Origin of the sequence: Mycobacterium sp. (genome assembly GCF_965229265.1) — a bacterium.
In the GTDB taxonomy this organism is placed as follows: domain Bacteria; phylum Actinomycetota; class Actinomycetes; order Mycobacteriales; family Mycobacteriaceae; genus Mycobacterium.
The window spans coordinates 580,477-604,859 of record NZ_CBDDIY010000013.1 but is presented as its reverse complement, the minus strand read 5'-3'; the positions used below and the strand labels follow the sequence as shown (position 1 = coordinate 604,859).

General features: G+C 70.0%; 17 protein-coding genes. 10 read left to right on the top strand and 7 right to left on the bottom strand.

What is annotated here, in order from left to right; translation table 11 throughout:
* The first annotated feature begins 224 nt into the window (after positions 1–224).
* Both ADBZ9K_RS24900 and ADBZ9K_RS24895 read left to right on the top strand, forming a co-directional pair.
* Entirely contained in the window at positions 225–2,060 is a 1,836-nt protein-coding gene (locus ADBZ9K_RS24900; protein WP_526624916.1) for an acyl-CoA dehydrogenase C-terminal domain-containing protein, read from the top strand.
* Positions 2,061–2,297: 237 nt separating this feature from the next.
* Positions 2,298–3,545, top strand: a complete 1,248-nt coding sequence (locus tag ADBZ9K_RS24895) for an alpha/beta hydrolase family protein (protein ID WP_526624915.1) — start codon at positions 2,298–2,300, stop codon at positions 3,543–3,545.
* 183 nt (positions 3,546–3,728) lie between these two features.
* On the opposite strand, the gene ADBZ9K_RS24890 is transcribed toward ADBZ9K_RS24895, so the two are convergent.
* Positions 3,729–5,033, bottom strand: coding sequence for an acetyl-CoA C-acetyltransferase (locus ADBZ9K_RS24890; protein WP_526624914.1), 1,305 nt, complete (start codon positions 5,031–5,033; stop codon positions 3,729–3,731).
* A gap of 118 nt (positions 5,034–5,151) precedes the next feature.
* On the opposite strand from ADBZ9K_RS24890, the gene ADBZ9K_RS24885 reads away from it, so the two are divergent.
* The gene (locus ADBZ9K_RS24885) at positions 5,152–6,504 is read left to right on the top strand and encodes a 3-oxoacyl-ACP reductase (protein WP_526624913.1); all 1,353 of its coding nucleotides are present in this window, start codon (positions 5,152–5,154) and stop codon (positions 6,502–6,504) included.
* A gap of 40 nt (positions 6,505–6,544) precedes the next feature.
* The gene (locus tag ADBZ9K_RS24880) at positions 6,545–7,360 is read left to right on the top strand and encodes a MaoC/PaaZ C-terminal domain-containing protein (protein ID WP_526625626.1); all 816 of its coding nucleotides are present in this window, start codon (positions 6,545–6,547) and stop codon (positions 7,358–7,360) included.
* Between the two features lie 9 nt (positions 7,361–7,369).
* On the opposite strand, the gene ADBZ9K_RS24875 is transcribed toward ADBZ9K_RS24880, so the two are convergent.
* Together ADBZ9K_RS24875 and ADBZ9K_RS24870 are read right to left on the bottom strand one after the other, a co-directional pair.
* A complete protein-coding gene (locus tag ADBZ9K_RS24875; RefSeq protein ID WP_526624912.1) occupies positions 7,370–7,993 on the bottom strand; it encodes a TetR/AcrR family transcriptional regulator in 624 nt (207 codons plus the stop codon).
* A 55-nt stretch (positions 7,994–8,048) separates the two neighbouring features.
* Complete coding sequence (locus tag ADBZ9K_RS24870; RefSeq protein WP_526624911.1) at positions 8,049–9,260, bottom strand: glycoside hydrolase family 3 N-terminal domain-containing protein; 1,212 nt, start codon at positions 9,258–9,260, stop codon at positions 8,049–8,051.
* A gap of 119 nt (positions 9,261–9,379) precedes the next feature.
* Here ADBZ9K_RS24870 and ADBZ9K_RS24865 point away from each other — a divergent pair, with 119 nt between their 5' ends.
* From ADBZ9K_RS24865 to ADBZ9K_RS24850, 4 genes are read left to right on the top strand one after another with little or no spacing between them, the layout of a single operon-like run.
* Complete coding sequence (locus ADBZ9K_RS24865) at positions 9,380–9,553, top strand: DUF2613 domain-containing protein (RefSeq protein WP_082690271.1); 174 nt, start codon at positions 9,380–9,382, stop codon at positions 9,551–9,553.
* Positions 9,554–9,599: 46 nt separating this feature from the next.
* Positions 9,600–13,880: an alpha-(1->3)-arabinofuranosyltransferase domain-containing protein gene (locus tag ADBZ9K_RS24860; RefSeq protein WP_526625625.1), complete on the top strand. Its 4,281-nt coding sequence runs from the start codon at positions 9,600–9,602 to the stop codon at positions 13,878–13,880.
* Between the two features lie 10 nt (positions 13,881–13,890).
* Positions 13,891–14,898 (top strand): phosphotriesterase family protein, encoded by a 1,008-nt coding sequence (locus ADBZ9K_RS24855; protein ID WP_526624910.1) that lies wholly within the window; start codon positions 13,891–13,893, stop codon positions 14,896–14,898.
* Positions 14,891–16,357, top strand: coding sequence for an AMP-binding protein (locus tag ADBZ9K_RS24850; protein WP_526624909.1), 1,467 nt, complete (start codon positions 14,891–14,893; stop codon positions 16,355–16,357). The genes ADBZ9K_RS24855 and ADBZ9K_RS24850 overlap by 8 nt, the downstream gene beginning before the upstream one ends.
* Positions 16,358–16,435: 78 nt before the next feature.
* Here the strand turns inward: ADBZ9K_RS24850 and ADBZ9K_RS24845 are convergent, their stop codons facing one another.
* Genes ADBZ9K_RS24845 through ADBZ9K_RS24830 form a run of 4 tightly spaced genes read right to left on the bottom strand, consistent with a single transcriptional unit; the run spans position 16,436 to position 21,148 of the window.
* Complete coding sequence (locus ADBZ9K_RS24845) at positions 16,436–17,404, bottom strand: SIS domain-containing protein (RefSeq protein ID WP_526624908.1); 969 nt, start codon at positions 17,402–17,404, stop codon at positions 16,436–16,438.
* The gene (locus tag ADBZ9K_RS24840) at positions 17,394–18,611 is read right to left on the bottom strand and encodes a glucosamine kinase (protein ID WP_526624907.1); all 1,218 of its coding nucleotides are present in this window, start codon (positions 18,609–18,611) and stop codon (positions 17,394–17,396) included. The genes ADBZ9K_RS24845 and ADBZ9K_RS24840 overlap by 11 nt, the downstream gene beginning before the upstream one ends.
* Positions 18,608–19,915, bottom strand: coding sequence for a glycosyltransferase (locus ADBZ9K_RS24835; protein WP_526624906.1), 1,308 nt, complete (start codon positions 19,913–19,915; stop codon positions 18,608–18,610). The genes ADBZ9K_RS24840 and ADBZ9K_RS24835 overlap by 4 nt, the downstream gene beginning before the upstream one ends.
* A 36-nt stretch (positions 19,916–19,951) precedes the next feature.
* A complete protein-coding gene (locus ADBZ9K_RS24830) occupies positions 19,952–21,148 on the bottom strand; it encodes an acyltransferase family protein (protein ID WP_526624905.1) in 1,197 nt (398 codons plus the stop codon).
* A 167-nt stretch (positions 21,149–21,315) separates the two neighbouring features.
* Between ADBZ9K_RS24830 and pgfA the strand changes: the two genes are divergently transcribed.
* Both pgfA and ADBZ9K_RS24820 read left to right on the top strand, forming a co-directional pair.
* Positions 21,316–22,515: a cell envelope lipid trafficking protein PgfA gene (gene pgfA, locus ADBZ9K_RS24825; RefSeq protein ID WP_526624904.1), complete on the top strand. Its 1,200-nt coding sequence runs from the start codon at positions 21,316–21,318 to the stop codon at positions 22,513–22,515.
* 8 nt (positions 22,516–22,523) lie between these two features.
* Positions 22,524–24,257, top strand: coding sequence for an MmpA family trehalose lipid delivery protein (locus ADBZ9K_RS24820; protein WP_526625624.1), 1,734 nt, complete (start codon positions 22,524–22,526; stop codon positions 24,255–24,257).
* Positions 24,258–24,383: the final 126 nt, after the last annotated feature.

Here is a 24,383-nt window from a genome sequence, read left to right as displayed (position 1 = left end):
CACCCCTCGCCGCGCGGACTCCTCGTTACCCTCGCTGGCCTGCGGAAAGGCTCCGCGCGCCGGCGTTGGCTCCGCGCCAACCCAACCAGTGGGTTGATTAGCCGGTTGAACTTGCTCACACCAATTTGCATCGCAGTTACCGAGCGGTATAGTTGCGGTGTTACTGGTGGGTAACTTAGAGCAAAGTACCCAACCCAAAGGCGTTCTCATCGAGGAGGAACCCTGTGAGCCACTACAAGAGCAATGTCCGCGACCAGGTGTTCAACCTGTTCGAGGTCCTCGGTGTCGAGAAGGCCCTCGGCACGGGCGACTACACCGATCTCGACGCCGACACCGTGCAGGAAATGCTCGGTGAGATGGCCCGGCTGGCCGAAGGCCCGCTGGCGGCGTCGTTCGTCGACGGCGATCGCAACCCGCCGGTATTCGACCCCGAGACCCACACGGTGACCCTGCCGGAGTCCTTCAAGAAGTCGGTTCAGGCGTTCATCGACGGCGGCTGGGACAAGGTCGGCCTGATCGAGGATCTCGGCGGCATGCCGATGCCCAAGACCCTGGTGTGGGCCCTGCACGAGCATGTGCTCGGCGCCAATCCGGCGATCTGGATGTATGCCGGTGGCGCCGGTTTCGCCCAGATCCTGCACAACCTAGGCACCGAAGAGCAGAAGAAGTGGGCCGTCAACGCCGCCGAGCGGGGCTGGGGCTCCACCATGGTGCTGACCGAGCCGGACGCCGGCTCCGATGTCGGTGCCGGCCGCACCAAGGCCGTCAAGCAGGAGGACGGGTCGTGGCACATCGACGGGGTGAAGCGCTTCATCACCTCGGCTGACTCCGACGACTTGTTCGAGAACATCCTGCACCTGGTCCTGGCTCGCCCCGAGGGCGCCGGACCGGGCACCAAGGGACTGTCGCTGTTCGCGGTGCCCAAGTACCTGTTCGACTTCGAGACCGGCGAGCCGGGCGAGCGCAACGGCGCCTTCGTCACCAACGTCGAGCACAAGATGGGCCTGAAGGTCTCGGCCACCTGCGAGCTGACCTTCGGCCAGCACGGCATTCCCGCCAAGGGCTGGCTGGTCGGCGAGGTGCACGAGGGCATCGCGCAGATGTTCGAGGTCATCGAGCAGGCCCGAATGATGGTGGGCACCAAAGCAATCGCCACCTTGTCGACCGGTTACCTCAACGCGCTCGAGTATGCCAAGGAGCGGGTGCAGGGCGCCGATCTGACCCAGATGACCGACAAGAGCGCCCCGCGGGTGACGATCACCCACCACCCGGATGTTCGTCGCAGTCTGATGACGCAGAAGTCCTATGCCGAAGGGCTGCGGGCGCTGTACCTCTATACGTCGACCTTCCAGGACGCCGCGGTGGCCAAGGCGGTTCAGGGTGTCGAGCCCGAGCTCGCGGCGAAGGTCAACGACCTGCTGCTGCCGATCGTCAAGGGTGTCGGCTCGGAGCAGGCCTACGCCAAGCTGACCGAGAGCCTGCAGACCTTCGGCGGCTCCGGCTTCCTGCAGGACTACCCCGTCGAGCAGTACATCCGCGACGCCAAGATCGACTCCCTCTACGAAGGCACCACCGCCATCCAGGCTCAGGACTTCTTCTTCCGGAAGATCATCCGCGACAAGGGTGTTGCGCTGGCGCACGTGGCCGGCGAGATCGGTGAGTTCATCAAGAACGAGTCCGGCAACGGCCGCCTCAAGTCCGAGCGTGAACTGCTGGCCAAGGCTCTGGAGGACGTCCAGGGGATGGCCGCGTCGCTGACCGGTTACCTGATGGCCGCGCAGGAGAACCCGCAAAGCCTCTACAAGGTGGGGCTGGGCTCGGTCCGCTTCCTGATGAGCGTCGGCGACCTGGTCATCGGCTGGCTGCTGCAGCGTCAGGCTGCCGTCGCCATCGAGGCCCTCGACGCCGGAGCCTCCGGGTCGGACCGCTCGTTCTACGAGGGCAAGATCGCGGTGGCGTCGTTCTTCGCCAAGAACTTCCTGCCGCTGCTGACCAGCACCCGTCAGGTGATCGAGACGCTGGACAACGAGATCATGGAGCTCGACGAAGCCGCCTTCTGAGCCGGCCGAGCTGAGGATGCACAACGGCCCCGGGACTTCGGTCTCGGGGCCGTTGGCGTTCGAACTGGTCTGACGTCGGCGCTCAGTGTGCTGACCGGCCACCGACCGCACGCCCGATTCCGACCGGCCGGGACGACTGGGGACTTTGGTCCCTTCTCGCGGGGACCGGCCGGCAAACGGACCTTTCTGGGGACCTTGGGCCCTGGCCCCGTACTGGGTATTGGCTAAGTTCGGGGTATGGCAGTGCCCGGCAGCAACGACGCAGCACCCGAACTTCCCGCGCCGAGCGGTAGCAAGCAGGGCGCCGCGAGCCCGCTGGCGAACATCGTCGGCCCGTTCACCAAGGCGGGCGGGTACTACGCCCGGTCCTGGGGGGCATACCTGGACGGTGGGGGCGGCGAACTGCCCGTCGCCCGCCCGACGCTGTCGCTGGCAACCCACGCCCTTCGGGACGAGATCGTCCTGGTGGGGTTGCGCTGGCGCCGTCCGTTGAGCAGTACAGCGGTATACGAGCGGATCAACGCCGAAGTCGCCGACGCGATGGACTTCTACAGCACCCGCGGTTGGCTGGACCATCCGGCGGGTTTCTTCGCCGCCCCGCCGACGCCCACCGATGTGGCCATCCGTTCGTTCACCAACCGGGGGCGCTCCCACGAACGGCTCTCGTTCGACAGCGCCTACCGGCCCTACGAGGGCGAACCGGGTCGCGAACGCTGGCTCAGCTATGGCGGCAACCGACGCGAGTACGCGCTGATGCTGCGCCACCGCGAACCGCGGCCATGGCTGGTCTGCGTGCACGGCACCGAGATGGGCCGGGTCGGGTTGGACCTGACCCTGTTCCGGGCCTGGCACCTGCACGAGGATTTCGGCCTCAACGTCATGCTGCCGGTGCTTCCCATGCACGGCCCGCGAGCCAGGGGCCTCCCCAAGGGCGCGGTGTTCCCCGGTGAGGACGTGATGGACGACGTCCACGCCACCGCGCAGGCGGTGTCCGACATCCGGCAGGTCCTGGCCTGGATTCGCGCCGAGCAGCCCGACGCCCGGATCGGGCTGAACAGCATCTCGCTGGGTGGCTACATCGCGGCGCTGGTCGCCAGCCTCGATGACGGGCTGACCTGTGCCATCCTCGGCGTGCCGCCGGCGAATCTGGTGTCGATCCTGGGCCGGCACGCCGGTCTCGGTGTCGAGGATCCCCGTCGCAAGACGCTGGAACTGGCCGAACCGATCGGCCGGATGATCTCTCCGCTGTCGCTGGAACCGCAGGTCCCGCCGGAGGGCCGGTTCATCTACGCCGGCGTCGCCGACCGGATCGTGCATCCCCGCGAGCAGGTGCTGCAGCTATGGGAGCACTGGGGACGCCCGGACATCGGCTGGTACCACGGCGGGCACACCGGGTTCTTCCAGGCACGGCCGGTCCAGCGGTTCGTCGACGCCGCGCTGGTGCAATCCGGGCTGGTCGACACCGGACCCGTTCCGCATAAGTGACCGCCGCTGGACTCCCCTCCACTCCAGCGGCGGTCCTTCGTCTGCGTCAATAGGACACAGACAAAGAGGATGCCCCGTGTTGCCGTCGGGTCGGGGGGTCAGACGGCAACACGGAGCTATCCAATGAATCGATTACCCGAACGGGTTCGTTACAAACCCCGCGAGATATTTTTCGGCAACTTTTCACGCCTCCAAGATCGCGGTCACGCCCTGGCCGCCGGCGGCACAGATCGAGATGAGACCGCGCACCGGCTGTCCAGTCTGCTGCTTTTTCTCGGCGAGCTGTTTGGCCAGCTGCGCGACAATCCGGCCGCCGGTTGCCGCGAACGGGTGGCCCGCCGCCAGCGACGAACCGTTCACGTTCAGCTTCGCGCGGTCGATGGCGCCCAGCGCGGCGTCGAGCCCGAGGCGCTCCTTGCAGTACTCCTCGGACTCCCAGGCCTGCAGGTGGGCCAGCACCACCGAGGCGAACGCCTCGTGGATCTCGTAGAAGTCGAAGTCCTGTAGGGCCAGGCCGTTTCGGGCCAACAGACGCGGCACCGCGTAGGTGGGGGCCATCAGCAGCCCGTCCGGACCGTTGACATAATCCACCGCGGCGGTCTCGGAGTCGACGAAGTAGGCCAGCGGGGTCAGCGAATGTGAGGTGGCCCACTCATCGCTGGCCAGCAGCACCACCGAAGCCCCGTCGGTCAGTGGCGTCGAGTTGCCCGCGGTCATCGTGGCGTCCCCGTTGCGCACGCCGAACACCGGCTTGAGCTTGGCCAACTTCTCGGCACTGGAATCGGGCCGCAGGTTGTTGTCGCGGTAGACGCCGAGGAAGCCGGTGACGAGGTCGTCGAAGAAGCCGCGATCGTAGGCGGCGGCCATGTTGCGGTGGCTGGCCGCGGCCAGCTCGTCCTGGTCGACCCGCTTGATGCCCATCTTCTTCGCAGTGATCGCGGCGTGGTCGCCCATCGACAGCCCGGTGCGCGGCTCGCCGTTGGTGGGGATCTCGATGCCCAGCGAGGCGGGCAGCCTGCCGACCAGTTTCAGCCGGTCCACATTCGACGTCGCCCGGCGCAGACCGAGCAGGGTGCGGCGCAGGTTGTCACCCAGCCCGATCGGCGCATCCGAGGTGGTGTCCACCCCGCCGGCCACGGCTGCCTCGTAGCGACCCGCCGCGATCCCGTCGGCGGCCGCGATCGCCGCCTGCAGGCCGGTGCCACAGGCCTGCTGCAGATCGATCGCGGGGGTGTACGGCGAGAGCTGACTGCCGAGCACGCTCTCCCGCATGAGGTTGAAGTCCCGGCTGTGCTTGAGCACCGCGCCGCCGATCACCGCGCCGAGCCGCTCGCCGGCCAGATCGAACCGGTCCACCAGCCCGCCCAGCGCGGCGGTGAACATATCCTGATTCGACGCCTCCGCATAGGCTCCGTCCGACCGCGCGAACGGGATGCGGTTGCCGCCCAGTACGGCAACCCGACGACTGTTTCCACTGCTAGAAGCCACGTCACTCTCCGCTTTGTGTTCGGTTCGAGATGGGTATAAGCCCCATCCTACGCACCGTCCTTACTCTGGAGTAAGTTCGTTGGCGTTCCACCACACCACACACTCGAAAGGCGCACTCGTGGCTTCCGACCTGTTCTCCCAGATCGTCAACTCGGCGCCCGGGTCGCTGCTGGCCAAGCAACTCGGCCTCCCGCAACCGGAGACGTTGCGCCGGTACCGGCCCGGTGACCCACCGCTGGCGGGCTCGCTGCTGATCGGTGGTGACGGCCGCGTCGCCGAACCGCTGCGGGCAGCGCTGGCCGAGGACTACAACCTGGTGGGCGACAACCTCGGTGGGCGGTGGGCCGACTCGTTCGGGGGTCTGGTGTTCGACGCCACCGGCATCACCGAGCCGGGCAAGCTGCGCGGGCTCTACGAGTTCTTCACCCCGGTGCTGCGCAATCTGGGACCGTCGGCGCGCGTGGTGGTGGTGGGCACCACCCCCGACGAGATCACCGACGTGAACGAGCACATCGCCCAGCGTGCCCTCGAAGGGTTCACCCGCTCGCTGGGCAAGGAGTTGCGCCACGGCGCGACCGTCGCCCTGGTCTACCTCTCGCCGGCGGCCAAACCCGCCGCGACGGGCCTCGAGTCGACCATGCGGTTCATCCTCTCGGCCAAGTCGGCCTACGTCGACGGGCAGGTGTTCTCCGTCGGCGCCGCGGACTCCGCTCCGCCAGCCGACTGGGACAAGCCGCTGGCCGGCAAGGTCGCCATCGTCACGGGTGCGGCCCGGGGCATCGGCGCCACCATCGCCGAGGTGTTCGCCCGGGACGGCGCCGCGGTCGTGGCGATCGACGTCGAGCAGGCCGCCGACTCCCTCGCCGAGACCGCGACCCGCGTCGGTGGCACCGCGCTGGCCCTCGACGTGACCGCCGAGGACGCCGTGGACCGGATCACCGAACACCTGCGTGAGCACTACTCTGGGCGGGCCGACATCCTGGTCAACAACGCCGGCATCACCCGCGACAAGCTGCTGGCCAACATGGACGACGCCCGCTGGGACGCGGTGATGGCAGTGAATCTGCTTGCCCCACAACGACTCACCGAGGGACTGGTGGCCAACGGCAGCATCGGCGAGGGCGGCCGGATCATCGGCCTGTCCTCGATGGCCGGTATCGCCGGCAATCGCGGGCAGACCAACTACGCGACCACCAAAGCCGGGATGATCGGCATCACCCAGGCACTGGCCCCGTCGCTGGGCGAGAAGGGCATCACCATCAACGCCGTCGCACCCGGATTCATCGAGACCGCGATGACCGCGGCCATCCCGCTGGCCACCCGCGAGGTCGGCCGTCGGCTGAACTCGCTGTACCAGGGCGGCAAGCCCGTCGACGTCGCCGAGACCATCGCCTACTTCGCCAGCCCGGCCTCGAACGCGGTGACCGGCAACGTGATCCGGGTGTGCGGCCAGGCCATGCTGGGTGCCTAGGGTGAGCATCGTGACCGAACAGCCCAGCGGACTGCGCAACATGCTGCGCGCGGCGGCCGGCTCGCTGCCGTTCATCCCGCGCGGCGACAGCGTGCCCAGCCGCACGCTCACCGTCGAAGAACTGCCGATCAAGGCGTCCAACGTCGCCGCCTACGCCGCGGTCACCGGGCTGCGGTTCGGCGACACCGTGCCGCTGACCTATCCGTTCGCACTGACGTTTCCGAGCGTCATGGCACTGCTGACCGCGTTCGACTTCCCGTTCGCGGCGATGGGCGCCGTCCACGTCGAGAACGTCATCACCCAATACCGGCCGATCGCGGTCACCGATACCGTCGGCGTCACGGCGCATGCCGAGAACCTGCGCGAGCACCGCAAGGGTCTGCTGGTCGATCTGGTCACCGACATCAACGTCGGCAATGAACGGGCCTGGCATCAGGTCGCCACCTTCTTGCACCAGCAGCGCACCAGCCTGTCCGGCGAACCCAAACCCGAGCCGCCCAAACAGCCGAAACTGCCCCCGCCCAACGCGATTCTGCGGATCACGCCTGGCCAGATCCGGCGCTACGCGTCGGTTAGCGGCGACCACAACCCGATCCACACCAACGCCATCGGGGCCAAGCTGTTCGGGTTCCCGACGGTGATCGCGCACGGCATGTACAGCGCCGCAGCGGTTCTGGCGAACATCGAGGGCCAGCTGCCCGACGCCGTGCGGTATTCGGTGAAATTCGGCAAGCCGGTGGTGCTGCCGGCCAGCGCCGGTCTCTACGTCGACCGGGTGGCCGACGGCTGGGACATCGCGCTGCGCAACACGGCCAAGGGCTATCCGCATCTGACCGCGACGGTGCGCGGGCTCTAGCCCGGCGGATCAGTGCGAACTGGCTGGGGAAGCTTCCTTTTCGGAGGGTGCGCCCTTGAGGCCGCGCCAGAACAGGTTGATCAGAAGTTTGGCGGCCTCGTCGACATCGGCGTCACCGGAGCTGACCCGGGTCGCGACCGCCTCGCCGGCGCCCACCAAGGCCACGGCCATCATGTGGAAGTCGGTGTCGGGCTCGGGATGTCGGGTGCCCGCCTCCAGCAGCCGCGCCACCATGTCGATGATCTTCTCGCGGCCGTCGCGCACGGTGTGCGCGAAGGCCTGCGAACTGGTCGCCTGGGTGTAGAGCACGATCCAGGACGCCCGATTGGCATCGATGTACTGCAACACCGACAAGATGGTGTTGCGTAGCAGGTCGTGCGGGCTCTGCTTGAGGTCGATGTCCTCGCGCACCGCCTCGATGAACCGGCTCAACTCGCGGCTCAGACACGCCCCGAAGAGCTCCTCCTTGGAGCCGTAGTACAGGTACAGCATCGGCTTGGAGATCTGCGCCTCGGCGGCGATGGCGTCCATCGATGTCTCGTGGTAGCCGTTCACCGAGAACATCTGGACGGCGGCGTCGAGCATCTGCTGCTCGCGCACGGCACGCGGCAGCCGTTTGGTGCCACCTGCCATATCGCCGCCTTCCCGGGTCGCTCCGCCGACTTTCAGCAGCGGGGTGCGTCCCAGGCTAACCGCCGCAGCGCGGATTCGGGCCCTTGATGCCGGCCATCCGCAGCACCGAAGCCTCGACAGCGGGCATCGACAGCTCGCCGGCGTTGACCGCCTTCTCCAGGCGGTCCAGCACGGCCGGCACCTCGTCAGTGGTCACCCACAGCGCCACATCGGTGCCGGCCTGCAGGGACCGCAGCACCGCCTCGGCGACGCCGTACCGATCGGCGATGGCCGCCATGCTGGACAGATCGTCGCTGAACACCGGCCCGTTGAAGCCCGGGCCGCCGTAGCCGCCGCTGCGCAGCAGGCCCACCGCCGCGGCGCTGAGGCTGGCCGGGGTCGTGCCGGTCAGGCCCGGAACCTCGAGGTGGCCGACCATGACCGCGACCGGCCCCTCGGTGGTCAGCGTGCGGTAGGGGATCAGGTCGTCGTTCTGCAGATCGGCCAGCGGCGGCGTGGTCACCGCGCCGGCGGTGTGCGAGTCACCCGAGCCGTGACCGTGGCCGGGGAAGTGCTTGAGCACCGGCAGCAGGCCGGCGTCACGCAACCCGCGGGCGTAGGCACCGGCATAGGCAGTGACCACGGCCGGATCGTTGGAGAACGAGCGGTCACCGATGACGGTGTCGTCGGGGGCGTCGGTGACGTCGACGACGGGGGCGAAGTCGATGGTGATGCCCAGTCCGCGCATCTGCCGGCCCCGGTCGAGGGCCAGTTGGTAGACCTCGTCGGGGGATTTCGTCTGCGCCAGCACCCGAGCCGAGGGAGCGGCGCCGATCAGCGACGTCAACCGCGAGACCCGGCCGCCCTCCTCGTCGACACTGACCGCCAGCGGCAGTGGGCCGGCATTGGCGAAGTCCGGCAGCGAGCCGTCGGTCAGCATCGTCAGGTCGGTCCAGCTACCGATGAAGATGCCACCGACGTGGTAGGTCTCGACGACGGTGCGGGCATCCGCGCCGCTCTTGACCCCGACCATCAGCACCTGGGCCAGCTTGTCCCGGGTGGACATCGAGCCCAGCACCGCCGGGCCGTCGCCGCAGGCGGGCTGCGCCGGGGTGGCCGGGGCCGGGGCCGGGCCGGCCAGCGGCACCGAACCGGCCGACGACGACGTGCCCACCGGGGCCGACGACGGCGCCGCCGTTCGGGACGAAGGGGCAGAACAACCCACGACGAGCAGCGGTAATGCTGACAGGGCCGCGAGTCTGCGAAGCGAGAACAGGCGTGTGGCCATCCGGACATGCTGTCACGGCCCTCGCCGTCGGCCAACCGCGGTTCACCGCGTGCTAGGTTTGCCAGCGGGTATTCACCCATAGCGATCAAGACCCCCAGCACCGCAAGGAGAACCGAATAATGACCCGGTTCGTGGTCCCTGCCGCCGCCAGCATCGTGGTCGGCCTGCTGCTCGGGGCCGCCGCCGTCTTCGGCGTCACGCTGATGATCCAGCAGGACACCAAGCCGCCGCTGTCGCCCGGCGACCCGGCATCGTCGGTGCTGAACCGCGTCGAGTACGGCAACCGCGGCTAGTCTGAGCACGCTCGCCGCCGCCTCCCCCGCGGGCACGGAGGCGCCCATCACGACCCCGCCGCTATCACGGCGCTGGCTGGCCGTTGTCTTCGGCGTCGCGCTGGCGCTGTGCTTCACGCAGTCACCGGGACTGATCTCGCCGGACACCAAGCTCGATCTGACCGCCAACCCGCTGCGCTTCCTGGCTCGCGCGGCCAACCTGTGGAACAGCGACCTGCCGTTCGGGCAGGCGCAGAACCAGGCCTACGGCTATCTGTTCCCGCACGGCGCGTTCTTCCTGCTCGGCGAAACCCTGGGGCTGCCCGGCTGGATCACCCAGCGGCTGTGGTGGGCGCTGCTGCTGACCGCTGGTTTCTGGGGACTGCTGCGGGTGGCCGAAGCGCTCGGCATCGGCACCAGGCCGGCGCGGATCGTCGCCGCCGCCGCGTTCGCGCTCTCCCCCCGGGTGCTGACCACCCTGGGCTCGATCTCGTCGGAGACCCTGCCGATGATGCTGGCACCCTGGGTGCTGCTGCCGGTGATCCTGGCGTTGCGGGGCGAGCCGAACAGATCACTGCGGATGCTGGCCGGGCGGGCTGGCATCGCGCTGGCCCTGATGGGTGCGGTCAACGCGGTCGCGACCATCACCGGTTGCCTACCCGCGGTGATCTGGTGGTTGTGTCACCGGCCCAACCGACGGTGGTGGCGGTTCACCGCGTGGTGGGCCCTGGCCTCGGCGCTGGCGGTGACCTGGTGGATGGTCGCCCTGCTGCTACTCGGCCGGATCAGCCCGCCGTTCCTGGACTTCATCGAATCCTCCGGGGTCACCACCCAGTGGACGTCGCTGACCGAGGTGCTGCGCGGCACCGACAGCTGGACGCCGTTCGTGTCACCGAACGCCACCGCGGCCGCCGAGTTGGTGACCCAGCCGGCCATGGTGCTGGCCACCACGCTGGTCGCCGCGGGCGGGATGGCCGGGTTGGCGCTGCGCTCGATGCCGGCCCGCGGACGGCTGATCACCATGCTGCTGATCGGCGTCGCGCTCCTCGGCCTGGGCTACTCCGGCGGGCTCGGGTCGCCGGTGGCCCATCAGGTGCAGGCGTTCCTGGACGCCGCGGGCGCGCCGCTGCGCAACGTGCACAAGCTCGAGCCGGTGGTCCGCATCCCGCTGGTGCTCGGGCTGGCCCATCTGCTGGGCCGGATCCCGCTGCCGGGCAGCGCGCCGCGCCCGGTGTGGATCCGGGCGTTCGCCCACCCCGAGGACGACAAGCGGGTGGCGGTGGGCATCGTGGTCCTGGCGGCCCTGATGGTCGCCACCTCGATGGCCTGGACCGGAAGGCTGACCCCGCCGGGTGCATTCTCCGCTATCCCCGACTACTGGCACCAGACCGCGGACTGGCTGACCGAGCACAACACCGGCGAGCCGACGCCGGGGCGGGTGCTGGTGGTGCCGGGATCCCCGTTCGCCACCCAGGTGTGGGGCAACAGTCATGACGAGCCGCTGCAGGTGCTCGGCGAAAGCCCTTGGGGTGTCCGCGATTCCATCCCGCTGACCCCGCCGCAGACGATCCGGGCACTGGACTCGGTGCAGCGGTTGTTCGCCGCGGGCCGCCCCTCGGCCGGCCTGGCCGACACGCTGGCCCGTCAGGGCATCGCCTACGTCGTGGTGCGCAACGACCTCGATCCCGACAAGTCGCGGTCGGCGCGGCCACTGCTGGTGCACCGGGCCATCGACGGATCGCCGGGGCTGCAGAAGGTGGCGCAGTTCGGTGATCCCGTGGGCCCCGGGACCCTGGAGGGCTTCATCAGTGACAGCGGACTGCGCCCGCGCTACCCGGCGGTCGAGATCTATCGCGTTGGCACCCAAGGCAATCCAAGCACTCCCTACCTGACCGACGCCGGCCGGATGGCGCGGGTCGACGGCGGACCCGAGGTGCTGCTGCGCATCGACGAGCGGCGTCGGCTGCTCGGCCAGGCTGCGCTGGGCCCGATGGTGCTGACCTCCGACGCCCAGCAGGCAGGACTGGCCGTCCCGCTGGTGACGGTCACCGACACCCCGGTCGACCGGGAAACCGACTACGGGCGCGTCGACGACCACTCCTCGGCGGCCAGGGCGGCGGGCGACCGGCGCAACACCTTCAACCGGGTGCCCGACTACCCGGTACCCGGCGCCAAACTGGCGCAGGGTGCCTGGACCGGTGGACGGCTGACCGCGTCGAGTTCGTCGTCGGATTCCACCGCGCTACCCGTTGTCGCCCCCGCCAGCGGGCCGGCGGCCGCCATCGACGGCGATCCGGCCACCGCGTGGGTGTCCAACTCGCTGCAACCGGCGATCGGGCAGTGGCTGCAGGTCGATTTCGACCGGCCGGTGACAAACGCGACGCTCACCCTGACCCCGAGTGCGACCGCCGTCGGCGCCCAGGTGCGGCGCATCCAGGTCTCGACGATGAACGGCACCACCACCGTGCGGTTCGATGACCCCGGAAAACCGCTGACGATCGCGCTGCCGTACGGCGAGACGCCCTGGGTCCGGATCGCCGCGATCGGCACCGACGACGGCTCCTCGGGTGTCCAGTTCGGCGTCACCGACTTGTCGGTGACGCAATACGACGCGTCCGGGTTCGCCCACCCGGTCGACCTGCGCCACACCCTGGTGGTGCCGGGGCCGCCGGCCGGTTCGGAGGTGGCGGCCTGGGACCTGGGTTCGGAGCTGCTCGGGCGGCAGGGCTGCGCGGATTCACCCGACGGCGTGCACTGCGCGGCGTCGATGACGCTGGCCCCCGAAGAGCCCGTCACCTTCAGCCGGACCCTGACGGTGCCGAAGCCGATCCAGGTCAGCCCCACGGTGTGGGTGCGCGCGCGGCAGGGCCCGCACCTGGCGGACCTGATCGCCCAGCCCGGCACCACCCGGTCGCGCGCCGACGCCGACCTCATCGACGTCGACGGCTCGGCCTACGCCGCCACCGACGGTGATCCCCGCACGTCGTGGACGGCGCCGCAGAACGTGGTGCAGCACCGCAGCGCCGCCACCCTGACGGTGACGCTGCCCGAACCGACCGACGTCACCGGGCTGGAGCTGACGCCCAGTTCCTCGGCGCTGCCGACCCACCCCACGATGGTGGCGATCGACCTCGGTGACGGTCCGCAGATCCGCAGGCTGGCCGCCGGACCGCAGGCCGGTGCGCAGTCGGTGTCGCTGCATCCGCGCGTCACCGACACCGTGCAGATCAGCCTGCTGGACTGGGACGACGTCATCGATCGCACCGCGCTGGGGTTCGACCAGCTCAAGCCGCCCGGGCTGGCGGAAGTCCGGGTGCTGGGTCCCGACGGCGCCCCGGTCGCGGCGGCCGACGCGGCGCGCAACCGCGCCCGCACCATCGACATCCCGTGCGGGCAGGGTCCCATCGTCGCGGTGTCGGGGCGGTTCGTGCAGACCTCGGTGCGAACCACCGTCGGGGACCTGCTCGACGGCGAGCCTGTCCCGGCGCGGGCCTGTGACCCGACCCCGATCACCCTGCCCGCCGGCCGCCAGGAACTGCTGATCAGCCCCGGCTCGGCGTTCGTCGTGGACGGCGCCCAGCTCAGCGGACCGCTGGCCGGCCAGGTCCCCACCGCCTCGACCACTGCCGCCGACGTCCGGCACTGGAGCGCCGACCGCCGGGAGATCAGCCTGACCAGGGCGGCCACCGCGCGGGTCCTGGTAGTCCCGGAAAGCGTCAATCCCGGCTGGGTCGCCCACCTGCCCGACGGCGTCACCCTGACCCCGGTGGTCGTGAACGGGTGGCAGCAGGGGTGGGTGGTACCCGCCGGCGAGCAGGGCACCGTCACCTTGAGCTTCCCGTCGAATCGCACCTATCGGATCGGGCTGGCGGCCGGCCTGGCACTGCTGCCCCTGCTGGTGCTGCTGGCGCTGGTCCCGTCGCGCCGCCCGCCCACCCGATGGGCGCCGCCCCGCCCGTGGCGCTCGGCGCTGCTGGCCGGCACCGGTGTGCTGGTGGCGGGCGGGCTCATCGCCGGGATCGCCGGCGTGGCGGTGTTCGGGCTGGCGATCCTGCTGGGCTACGGGCTGCGCCGCTTCGACCGGCTGCGGGACCGGGTGACGCTGGGAGTCACCGCGTGCTCGCTGATCCTGGCCGGTGCGGTGCTGTCCCGGTACCCGTGGCGCTCGGTGGATGGCTACATCGGGCATTCGCCGTGGGTGCAGCTGCTGGCTCTGATCGGACTCGGCGCGCTGGCCGCGTCGGTGGTGCGCACACACCGCGACACCAGGGGCACCGACGACGGCGAAACCGGGGACGGCGAAACCGGGGACGGCGAAACCGCCGAGGCGACAACCGTTTCTGGCTAGTGTGGCGGTCATGACAGGGCCATCACCGACGATAGGGCCGTCACCGATCGAGACCGTGCGGGGCCCGGTCCCGGCCGGTGACCTGGGCACCGTGCTCATGCACGAACACGTCTTCGTGCTGTCGCCGGAGGTCATGGCCAACTACCCGCAGGGCTGGGGCGACGAGGCCGCCCGCGAAGCCGAGGCCGTCGCGAAGCTCAACGCACTCAAGGCCATCGGCGTGGATACCATCGTCGACCCGACGGTGATCGGCCTGGGCCGCTACCTTCCCCGCATCCAGCGCGTCGCCGCCCAGACCGAACTGCAGATCGTGGTGGCCACCGGGGTGTACACCTACAACGACGTACCGATGTACTTCCACTTCACCGGCCCCGGGACCGCGCTGGGCGGCCCGGAGACCATGACCGACCTGTTCGTCCAGGACATCACCGAGGGGATCGCCGGAACCGGGGTGAAGGCGGCAATCCTCAAGTGCGCCACCGACGAACCCGGTATCACCCCCGGTGTGGAGCGGGTGGTGCGGGCCGTGGCCCAGGCGCATCGGCGCACCGGCGTGCCGATCACCACGCACACCCACGCGCCGACCCGCCGCGGGCTGGAGCAGCAGCGGATCTTCGCCGAGGAGGGCGTGGACCTGAGCCGGGTCGTCATCGGCCACTGCGGGGACACCACCGACCTGGACTACCTGGAGGAGCTGGCCTCCGCGGGCTCCTACCTCGGCATGGACCGTTTCGGCCTGGACCTCGTGCTCAGCTTCGACGACCGCGTCGAGACCGTGGCGCGGATGTGCGAACGCGGGCACGCCGACAAGATGGTGCTGTCCCACGACGCGTCCTGCTACATCGACTGGCTGCCCGAGGCGACGCTTCCGCTGGCCGCCCCGAACTGGCATTACCTGCACATCCACCGCGACGTGCTGCCGGCACTGCGGGCGCGGGGCGTCACCGACGAGCAGATCACCACGATGCTGGTGGACAACCCGCGCAGCATCTTCGCCAGACAAGGTGCCTATGAGTGACGAGATTCCGCCGATCGGGACGAGACTGAGCCAGCTGGCCGCTGAGTCGCCCGACCAGCCGGCGGTGACCTGCGAGGGGCGAACGCTCACCCGCGCGCAGCTGGAGTCGGCGTCTAACCGGCTGGCCCGCGCCTACGCCGAACTCGGGGTAGGCCACGGCGATTACGTCACCATCGCGGTGGCGAACTCGATCGAATGGGTGCAGGCGACGGTGGCGGTGTGGAAGCTCGGCGCCGTCCCGCAACCGCTGTCCCCGCGGCTACCCGACGCGGAGTTCGCCGACCTGCTGGACCTGAAACCCCGGGCGTTGCTGGTGGGCCGGCCCGACCCGCGCGGACTGGTGCCCTCGGTCGACGCCGAGTTCACCGGCGGCCCGGAGTTGTCCGATGAGCCGCTGCCCGAAGCTGTTTCGCCGGTGTGGAAGTCGATGGCCTCCGGTGGCAGCACCGGCCGGCCCAAGCTCATCGAGGCCGGCGGGCCGGGCCGGATCCCCGCGGAGCTGCTGGCGATGTCGATGGGCAACGAGCCCACCGACACCCAATTGGTGCCGGTTCCGTTGAGCCACAACACCGGATTCACCTCGGCGACCATCGCGCTGCTGACCGGGCAGCATCTGGTGTTGATGCGCCGGTTCGACCCGGAGCTGTTCCTGCGGCTGATCGGCGAACACCGGGTCAACTATCTGGCCACGGTGCCCACCATCATGCAGCGGTTGCTGCCGGTCTACCACGCCGACCCCGGCGCCTACGATTTGTCGTCGCTGCGCCGGATGTGGCACCTGGCCGCACCCTGTCCGCCGAACATCAAAGCGGCCTGGATCGACCTGCTCGGCCCTGATGCGGTATGGGAACTCTACGGCGGCACCGAACTTCAGGCCCTGACGTTCATCAGCGGCACCGAGTGGCTGGCCCACCGCGGATCGGTGGGCCGGGTGGTGGCCGGCGAGATGAAGGTGCTCGACGACGACGGCAACGAGTGCCCGCCCGGCGTGCTCGGCGAGATCTTCATGCGCCCGAACCCGGGCAGCGCGCCGACCTACCGCTACATCGGCAGCACCGCCAGGTCGCGCGACGGCTGGGACTCGCTGGGCGATTTGGGCTGGTTCGACGAGGACGGCTACCTCTACCTGGCCGACCGGCGGGTGGACATGTTCACCGTCGGCGGGCGCAACGTGTACCCGGCCGAGATCGAGAACGCGCTGTCGGCGCATCCGTCGGTGTTGTCCTGTCTGGTCGTCGGTGTGCCGCACGAGGACCTCGGGCAGGTGCCGCACGCCCTGGTCCACGCCGACGGCGCCGCGCTCGACGAGGACGGTGTACGCGGGTTCGTCGCCGGGCTGCTTGCGGACTACAAGGTGCCGCGCACCGTGGAATTCGTCGACACCCCGTTGCGCGACGACGCGGGCAAGGCCCGCCGGTCCGCGGTGCGCGACGAGGTCATCGCCCGGCTCAACGGCTGATCGTGGGATCGCTGCCCACTGTAGGCCCAATGTACGCATAGCCGCGAAATCCGGTACACCAGGCCCACGTTCGACGACCTAGCCCGCCTGCGCCTGCCAGGCCCGGGCGGCGACCAGCTCGGGCACCAGCACCTCGGTGAGCAACCGGACGTCATCGTCGTCGTCGCCGGGGTAACGCACCGCGAAGCCCGCGCCGGGCACACTGCCGCCGACGCCGACGACGGTGGTGCCCCGCAGCGTGGTCCACTCCGCCATCTGCTCCTCCCACTCCGAGCCGGCGAAGACCAGCAGCCGGTAGTCGGTGGTCTTGGTGAGGTAGACGTCGACGTGGCTCCAGTCCCCGGTCTCGCAGCCGACGGCGGGGCGGCGCGGCCCCTCCCGCAGCATCAGCGCACCCTGCTGCGCCGAACAGAACCGGTGCGCGGGTGCGGCCAGGTGGGTGCCCTCCGGACCCAGGACCAGCTCCGATACCGCTGGACGCCAGTCGGATTCGGTGTCGAGCAGGTGCGCACTGGCCGTCGCCGCCGCGCTGAGCGTGCCGGCCAGCGTTGCGGTGTCCGCACCCGCCAGGTGCGCTTCGAGCGCGAGGAGCAGCGCCAGGGTGTGCTGATAGGTGCGGCAGGCCACGCCGCCCTCCTCCGGGTCGGCGGCCAGGTCCACGACGGCGCCGCACCCTTGGGTAATGGCCGAACCCGGCGTGTTGGTGAGCGCGACCGTCGTCACCCCGGCCGGAAGCCGCTCGAGGGCGGCCAGGGTCTCCACCGATCCGCCGGTGGCCGAGGTGGCGACGACGAGGGTGCCCGGGCCCCAATCCGGCAGCAGCCGCGACGAGGCGAGGTCGGCGGCCACCACCAGTCCCCGGGCCCGCATCCGCGCCGCGGCCACACCACCGGCGTACGCCGAAGAGCCCATGCCGACCAGTACCACCCGGGTGGTGTCGGGCGGGACCACGTCCGCCCACGGATTGCCCTGGGCCAGCGTGCCGGCCAGCCGGGTGAGCACCTCGGGCTTGCGGGCCAGGTCAGCGGCGAAGCCGTCAGGGATCACTCGTGGTCCTTTCGTCGAGCAGCGCGGGCAATGCCGCCTCGGGTACGTACATCCAGCGCGGCAGATGCCGCGCCGCATAGACGATTTCACGGAGCACCTGCTGAAGCCGAAACGCGCGCAGTGCCCGGGAGTCGTAGAGGCCGCCGTGCCCCAGGGCGGCCAGGCGAGCGGCATAGGCCTGCAGAAAGGCCTGCCGGGCAGCGTGATCCACGACCGCCAGCGACCGGTCGTCGAGTTGATTGTGCCGCCGCGCGACGATCGCGACATGGGCCAGCGACTGGGTCATGCCGGCGACGTCGAGGACCGCCGGGATCGGCAACGCACGCTGGGCGGCGGGCAACACCGGGTTGCCGTCGAAGTCGGTGACCACGTACCCGCCGGAGTAGCGCAGCACCTGGCCGACGTGCAGATCGCCGTGCCCTTCGATCACCACGCTGCCGCCCAGATCGCCCAGGGTGCCGAGGATCTGCTCGATCTGCGGGCCGCGATCGCCTAGCAGCTCGGCCATCGGTGGCGGACTCAGCGTCCGGGATTCCTCCAGTGTCGCCAGCGCCGCGGCACACCACCGACCGGCGTCGGCGCCGGAGGCGGTGGTGGCGGTCCCGGCCAGCGCCGCGTGTAGTTCGGCGACCACGGTGCCGACCTGGGCGGCCGCCGACTCCACCGCCTCGGTGCGCGGCCCGGGTTCGCGCGCGGCCGCGACCATCGAGTCGACCGCCCATGTCCAGCCGTCCACCGCACCCGGCAGGTACTCGTCGACGTTTACCACCAGCGTCTCGGCGCCGCCGTCCGGCCGCCAGGTCACCAGTCCCCACGGGCTGGGCATGAAGCGAAAATCGTTGGCGCGCAGCACCTCAATCCGGCGCGGTGCGGGATGGGGCCCGTCCTGCAGGTGCGTCGCCCACTTGACCACTGCGGCGTCGCCGACGATCACCGACTCGTTGGTCTGGTCCACGGCGATCGACCGTTCCCCGACCACCGGGCGGGACGCCCAGGCATGCACGGTGAACCGACCGCGGACCGAGGCGCCGGGGGCGGCGGCCAGCATCGCCAGCACCGCCTCGGCCGCGCCGTCGCCCGGGCGTGCCCGCCGCCACGACCCGTCGGGGTCGTGCACCAGGGGGACTGCCGCCAGCCCGTCGGGTCCGGCGACGACCGAAAGCCGATGACCGTCAGCGAGATCCAGTGAGTCGAGTTCGCGACTCACCGGCTGTGCTGCCTGCCCACCTGCTCGATGACGTCCGCGCCGACGCGCAGCCCGTCGCGGGCCCGGATCGCCGCACCGATGTCGGCTAGCCGGTCCCGCAGCGCGGTGTCGGCGAGCAGAGTGTCCACCGCGCCGGTGAGCTCGTCGTCGGCGAAGCCGTAGGTATCCAACCGCACGCCGAAGCCCAATTCGTCGATGCGCTGGGCATTTTCGTACTGGTCCCAGAACAGCGGCAGCACGATCAACGGTTTGCCGAAGTGCAGCGTCTCGGTCACGGTGTTGTTGCCGCCGTGCGAGATGACCAGGTCGACCTGCGGGATGATCTTCGTCTGCGGCAGCATTTGCTCACCGACCATGTTGTCGGGCAACGTGATTCGATCGGCTTGCGGGCCCTTGCTAACGATGAACCGGTGCCGGGTGGTACCGAGGACGTCGACCAGTCGTTGCATGAGCTCGACGTCGGCGCCGCCGAGCGACCCCAGCGACAGATAGATGAGCGCGCTGGAGTCCGGCCGGTCGGCGACCTGCTGCGGCAGCACGTACTCGGCGTCGGTTTCACGCACGCTGGAGTCCATCCGCGTCCAGCTGGCGTCGAGCGGTCGGGCATCGAGATAGTCGGCCTCGGCCGGGTACACGTACAGGTTGGCGGCGTTGTCGCGCGGCATGAATTCCAGCTCGGGCAACGGTTGCGCGCCCTGCTGCTGGGCCCAGTCGTTGAAGTCGGACCACATCGCCCGATGGGTGCGGTCGAACTCGGCCCGGTAGGCATCCCACTGGGACCGATTGGCGCTGGGCAGCCCGGAGAACGGGGGCGGGACGTTCGGGCCCGGGACCTCCAGCGGGCTGCATGACACGATCCGCACGAAGGGCGCCCCGGCGGTCACCAACGCGGGGAACAGCACGACGTTGTCCTCGACGATGACGTCGGGCCGGTGCTCGGCGACGATCTGGCTCAACCGCGGCTGGCAGTACTTGGCCCCGTCGATGAGCGCCTGATAGGTCGGCTGGATGAAGGTCTCGAGCTGCTGAACAGTGGGCTTGCGGAACTCCGGGGCGGTCTCGGCGATGAAGTCGGACCAGAACTTGCCCGGGTCCTCGTCGGCGGCCCCCTCGGCCGGTTCGGCCAGGTCGACGAGCTCCTCGACGAACCCGAGTGGCGCGAGCTTGCCGGCCCACGAGCTCTCGGCGGCGAACACGATCCGGTGGCCGCGGTCGCGCAGGATCGCGGCCAGGCCGATGCACTGGTTGGTCGGCCCGTAGGCCGATTCCGGCCAGAACATGATGGTCAACGGCCCAACAGCCATAGCGGTCCCTTCAGACTCGGACAGGTCTGGCAGAGATCATCGCGCAATGATCGGTTCGGGCGCATCGGTGACCGAGCTGTCCAGCGGCGGAACCGGCGTCGTGCGGCGCCCCGCACCGGCCCGCCGGTACTCCCAGCGCCGCAGCGCGTTGCGGCACGGCGACTCGATGAGGGCGTAGCTGACCGCCGCCATCGCGAAGCCCAGCACCAGGGTCAGCACCAGCATGACGATGAGGTTCCCGTTGAACATGAACTTGCCGACCATCGGGAAGACCATCACCAGCGCGGCCAGATGCCAGATGAACAGCCCGTAGGACCACCGGCCCAGGACAACCATGACCGGGCTGCCGAGGATGCGGTGCGTGGTGTCGGGCCGGTCGAGCACCAGCGGCGCCAGCAGGGCTCCGGCGACGATCGCGCCCATCGAGGTGCGCACGACGAACTGGCCCAGCGTCGCCGGGACCAGGTCCTTGGGCCCGGCCAGCGGAGAAGCCGAGATGAGGTAGGCCACCAGCGCGATGCCGGTGATGGCCCAGGGATTGCGGGCCAGGCGGTGCGCCCAGCCCGGCGGGCTCACCGTCCATTCGGCCAGCAGCATGCCCGCGGCGAACCAGGACGCGTAGGCCGGCGGCCAGTTCAGGAAGTTCACCCCGGCCGGGGTGTGGATCGGCAGCAGACCCCAGCCCAGGCTGGCCAGTGCGACCGCGGTGATCACCGGCACCCGGGCCCGCACCGGCAGCCGCCGCGCCAGCAACGCCAGAATCGGCAGGGCCAGGTAGAAGCTGACCTCGACCGACAGGCTCCACATCTGGGTCAGCCCGGCTGTCAGCGTCAGCGGCACGTAGACCTGGGTGAGGGTGAGGTTGGCCAGCCACACGGTGGGACTGGCGTGGTTGGCCTCGGGCAGCAGGGTCAGGATGACCAGGACCGCCACCAGGTACCCGGGCAGGATTCGCACCAGTCGGGAGCGCAGGTAGTGACCGGTGGGCGGGCGGTGGCGCAGTCCGCGGGCGGCGGCGGCGTGGCCGCGCCACAACAGGAATCCCGACAGGGCGAAGAAGACCGCCACAGCCAGGTCGAACCGGTGCAGCAACCGGCCCAGCACGGGGGTGGCCGTCCCGGTCTGGAACGCGACGTGGGTGAGGACAACGCCCATGGCCGCGCAGGCACGCATCCCTTCGACCGCGGGCAGGAAGCCGCGGGTGCCCCCGACCTGCTCCGCGTTCGCTGTCATGCAGCCAGTCTGCCGGTGTGCTGCGGCCCCGCGAAAGTGGGTACACCGGGGCTGCGGTGTGACCTCCTAATGAGCCGGTAGCTCGGCGTCTGCTGTTAGGGTCAGACCGGTTTGCTTCGCCGTCAGGCGATGCGGAAGTCGTTCGCGAGTGAGGAGGCCACGGCAGCGTGAACCGCGCAGGCATGTTGCGTATCGGTGCATACGGCATCATCGGTCTCGGGGCCGCCCTGCTGATCGCCGCGCTGCTGTTGACGACCTACACCTCCGGCAAGATCAAGAAGATCCCGCTGAACATCGACGAGACCTTGGTCAGCGACGGGACCGGCACGGCGCTGGATCCGGCGTCGCTGAGCGGCGAACGGTTCGTGGTCGACAAGAACGTGCCCCTGGTGTCTCAGCAGCAGATCACCGTCGAGTCCCCGGCCAACGCCGACGTGGTGACGCTGCAGGTGGGCACCAGCGTGCGGCGCAGCGACAAGCAACAGGACAACGGGCTGCTGCTGGCCATGGTCGACACGGTGACCCTCAACCGCGCTACCGCGATGGCGATGTCCGACGACACCCACCCGGGCGGCTCGGTGCAGAAGCCCCGCACCATCGAGGACGACAAGCCGCCGACCAACATCGCGTTGCCGCACGAGGGCCTGTCCTACCGGTTCCCGTTCAACACCGAGAAGAAGACCTACCCGTACTTCGACCCGATCGCGCAGAAGGCCTTCGACGCCAACTACGACGGTGAAGACGACGTCAACGGGCTGACGACCTACCGGTTCACCCAGAACGTCGGCTACGACGCCGACGGCAAGCTGGTCGAGCCGCTGAAGTACGCATCGCTGTTCGACAACGCCGAGGACGGCGAGGTGACCGCGCGGGCGTCGCTGTGGGGTCTGCCCGGCCCGCCCGACGAGCCGGTCACGATGACCCGCTACTACGCGGCGCAGCGCACTTTCTGGGTGGATCCGGTGACGGGCACCATCGTCAAGTCCGAAGAGCACGCCAACCACTACTACGCGCGTGACCCGGTGCGCCCGGAGATGGAACTGGCCGACTACAAGGTGACCTCGACCGAGCAGACCGTCGAGTCTCAGGTGGCCTCGGCCCGCGACGAACGCGACCGGGTGGGTCTGTGGTCGCGGGTCCTGCCGATCAGCTTCACCGCGGCCGGTCTGGTGGCACTGGTCGGTGGCATCCTGCTGGGGACGTTCAGCGTCCGGGCCGAATCGGCACTGATCGATCCCGGTCTGGACACCGCCGACCACGGATTCTTCGGCAAGGACGAGACCGGGCCGATGCCCGCCGCCGAAGCCGCGACCGAGAAGCTGCCTGCGGCGCGACCGGATCTGGAGCCTCCGCCCCCGCAGCGGTGAGCACTGCTGTGCCCCGGCCACGCCGGGCGACCCGGTGGCTCGTCCCCGGCTATGCCCTCCTCTTGACCATCACGGTGACGGCACCGTTGTGGGCGCCGGGCTATCTGCTGCTGCGCGACGCGGTGTCGACCCCGCGGTCCTACCTGTCCGACGCCGCGTTGGGGTTGAACGAATCAGCACCGCGCGCCCTTCCCCAGGACTTTCTGGTGGCCGTCGCATCTGCGGTCATCGACGGCGGGGTGGTGGTCAAGGCATTGCTGATCGCCGGAATCTTCCTGGCGGCCTGGGGCGCCGCCCGGCTGTCGGCGCTGCTGGTGCCCGATGCCGGGCCGCCCGGTCAGCTGGTGGCCAGCACGCTGGCGGTGTGGAATCCCTACGTCGCCGAACGGCTGCTGCAGGGCCACTGGAGCCTGCTGGTCGGCTATGGGTGCCTGCCCTGGGCCGCTGCGGCCGTGGCCCGGTTGCGCCACGGCACCCCTGCGCCGGGGTGGGCACGCTGGGCGGCGGTGGGGTTCTGGATCGCGCTGGCCGGGCTGACCCCGACCGGTCTGCTACTGGCCGTCATCGTGGCGCTGGTGTGTATCGCGATGCCCGGCGACGGGGTGCCCCGGCTGTGGTGCGCGGTCGGGGTACTGACGGCGGCAGTGCTCAGTGCGCTGCCATGGCTGACTGCGTCGGCCCTCGGCGGGGCGCTCGGCGGGTCACCGTCGACGGGTGTGGTTGCCTTCGCCGCCCGCGCGGAACCGGGCCTCGGCACCCTCGGCAGCCTGGCCGGTTTGGGCGGGATCTGGAACGCCGAGGCAGTTCCCTCCTCCCGCACAACGCTTTTGGGGCTGCTGGCGACCGCGGTTCTGCTGGCAGTGGTGGCCACCGGGCTGCCGACGCTGATCCGCCGCCGCGCCGCGGTGCCGCTGCTGATCCTGGCGGTGGTCAGCGTGCTCCTGCCCGCCGCGATGGCGACCGGGCCGGGTCTGGCGGCGATGCGCGCCCTGATCGAGGCGGTGCCCGGCCTCGGGTTGTTTCGCGACGGCCAGAAGTGGGTGGCCCTGGCGATGCCCGGTTACGCCGTGGCCGGCGCGGCCGCGGTGGTCACGCTGCGGAGCCGGCTGCGACCGGCCGTGACGGCGTTGGTCTTTGCCGTGGCGCTCATCGCGGTGCTACCGGATCTGGCCTGGGGCGCCTGGGGAAAGGTGCAGCCGGTGCGCTATCCCGCCGGCTGGTACATCGCCGCGCAGGTCCTCAACGCCGATCCGGGCACCGTGGCGGTGCTGCCCACCGACAGCATGCGCGAGTTCAGGTGGTCCGGCCCGGCGCCGGTGCTCGACCCGCTCCCGCGCTGGGTGCGCTCCGACGTGCTGGCAACCGGCGACCTCACGATTTCGAACCAGACCGTCCTCGGTGAGGGCGGCCACGCCCGGGAGGTCCAGCGGATGCTGCTGGCCGGCGGAAGTCCCAAGGCGCTGGCCGATGCCGGGGTCGGCTGGGTGGTCGTCGAAACCGGCAGCGCGGGAACGGTGGGCGACGCGCGACAGACACTGCAGCGCCTCTCGGTCGCCTACCACGACGACGAGCTGACCCTCTATCGGGTGGGCGGCGCGCGGCCGGCCGCCGCCCAGGGCAAGCGCGCCGCGGTGGTGGCCGCCCACCTGGTGTGGCTGACCCTGCTGGCCGCCACCGGGGCGGCCCTGGCGGCCGCGCCGCGGCGGCGGTCAACTTCGGTGACCGGCCGCGCGGTCGACTGACGGGACGTATCCTCTTCGAGGACAGTGCGATTCGCACCATGCAACAATTGGCCCTGGATCGAGGACGAGGATGCCGGACAGTATGGCGGTGCCCACCGATGGCTCTGCCGCACAACACCACCCAGG

Coding starts and splice junctions, on each gene's coding strand:
- ADBZ9K_RS24895 (WP_526624915.1), top strand. CDS start 2,298: ATGGCAGTGCCCGGCAGCAACGACGCAGCACCCGAACTTCCCGCGCCG.
- ADBZ9K_RS24880 (WP_526625626.1), top strand. CDS start 6,545: ATGCTGCGCGCGGCGGCCGGCTCGCTGCCGTTCATCCCGCGCGGCGAC.
- ADBZ9K_RS24875 (WP_526624912.1), bottom strand. CDS start 7,993: ATGGCAGGTGGCACCAAACGGCTGCCGCGTGCCGTGCGCGAGCAGCAG.
- ADBZ9K_RS24870 (WP_526624911.1), bottom strand. CDS start 9,260: ATGGCCACACGCCTGTTCTCGCTTCGCAGACTCGCGGCCCTGTCAGCA.
- ADBZ9K_RS24865 (WP_082690271.1), top strand. CDS start 9,380: ATGACCCGGTTCGTGGTCCCTGCCGCCGCCAGCATCGTGGTCGGCCTG.
- ADBZ9K_RS24855 (WP_526624910.1), top strand. CDS start 13,891: ATGACAGGGCCATCACCGACGATAGGGCCGTCACCGATCGAGACCGTG.
- ADBZ9K_RS24850 (WP_526624909.1), top strand. CDS start 14,891: ATGAGTGACGAGATTCCGCCGATCGGGACGAGACTGAGCCAGCTGGCC.
- ADBZ9K_RS24835 (WP_526624906.1), bottom strand. CDS start 19,915: ATGGCTGTTGGGCCGTTGACCATCATGTTCTGGCCGGAATCGGCCTAC.
- ADBZ9K_RS24830 (WP_526624905.1), bottom strand. CDS start 21,148: ATGACAGCGAACGCGGAGCAGGTCGGGGGCACCCGCGGCTTCCTGCCC.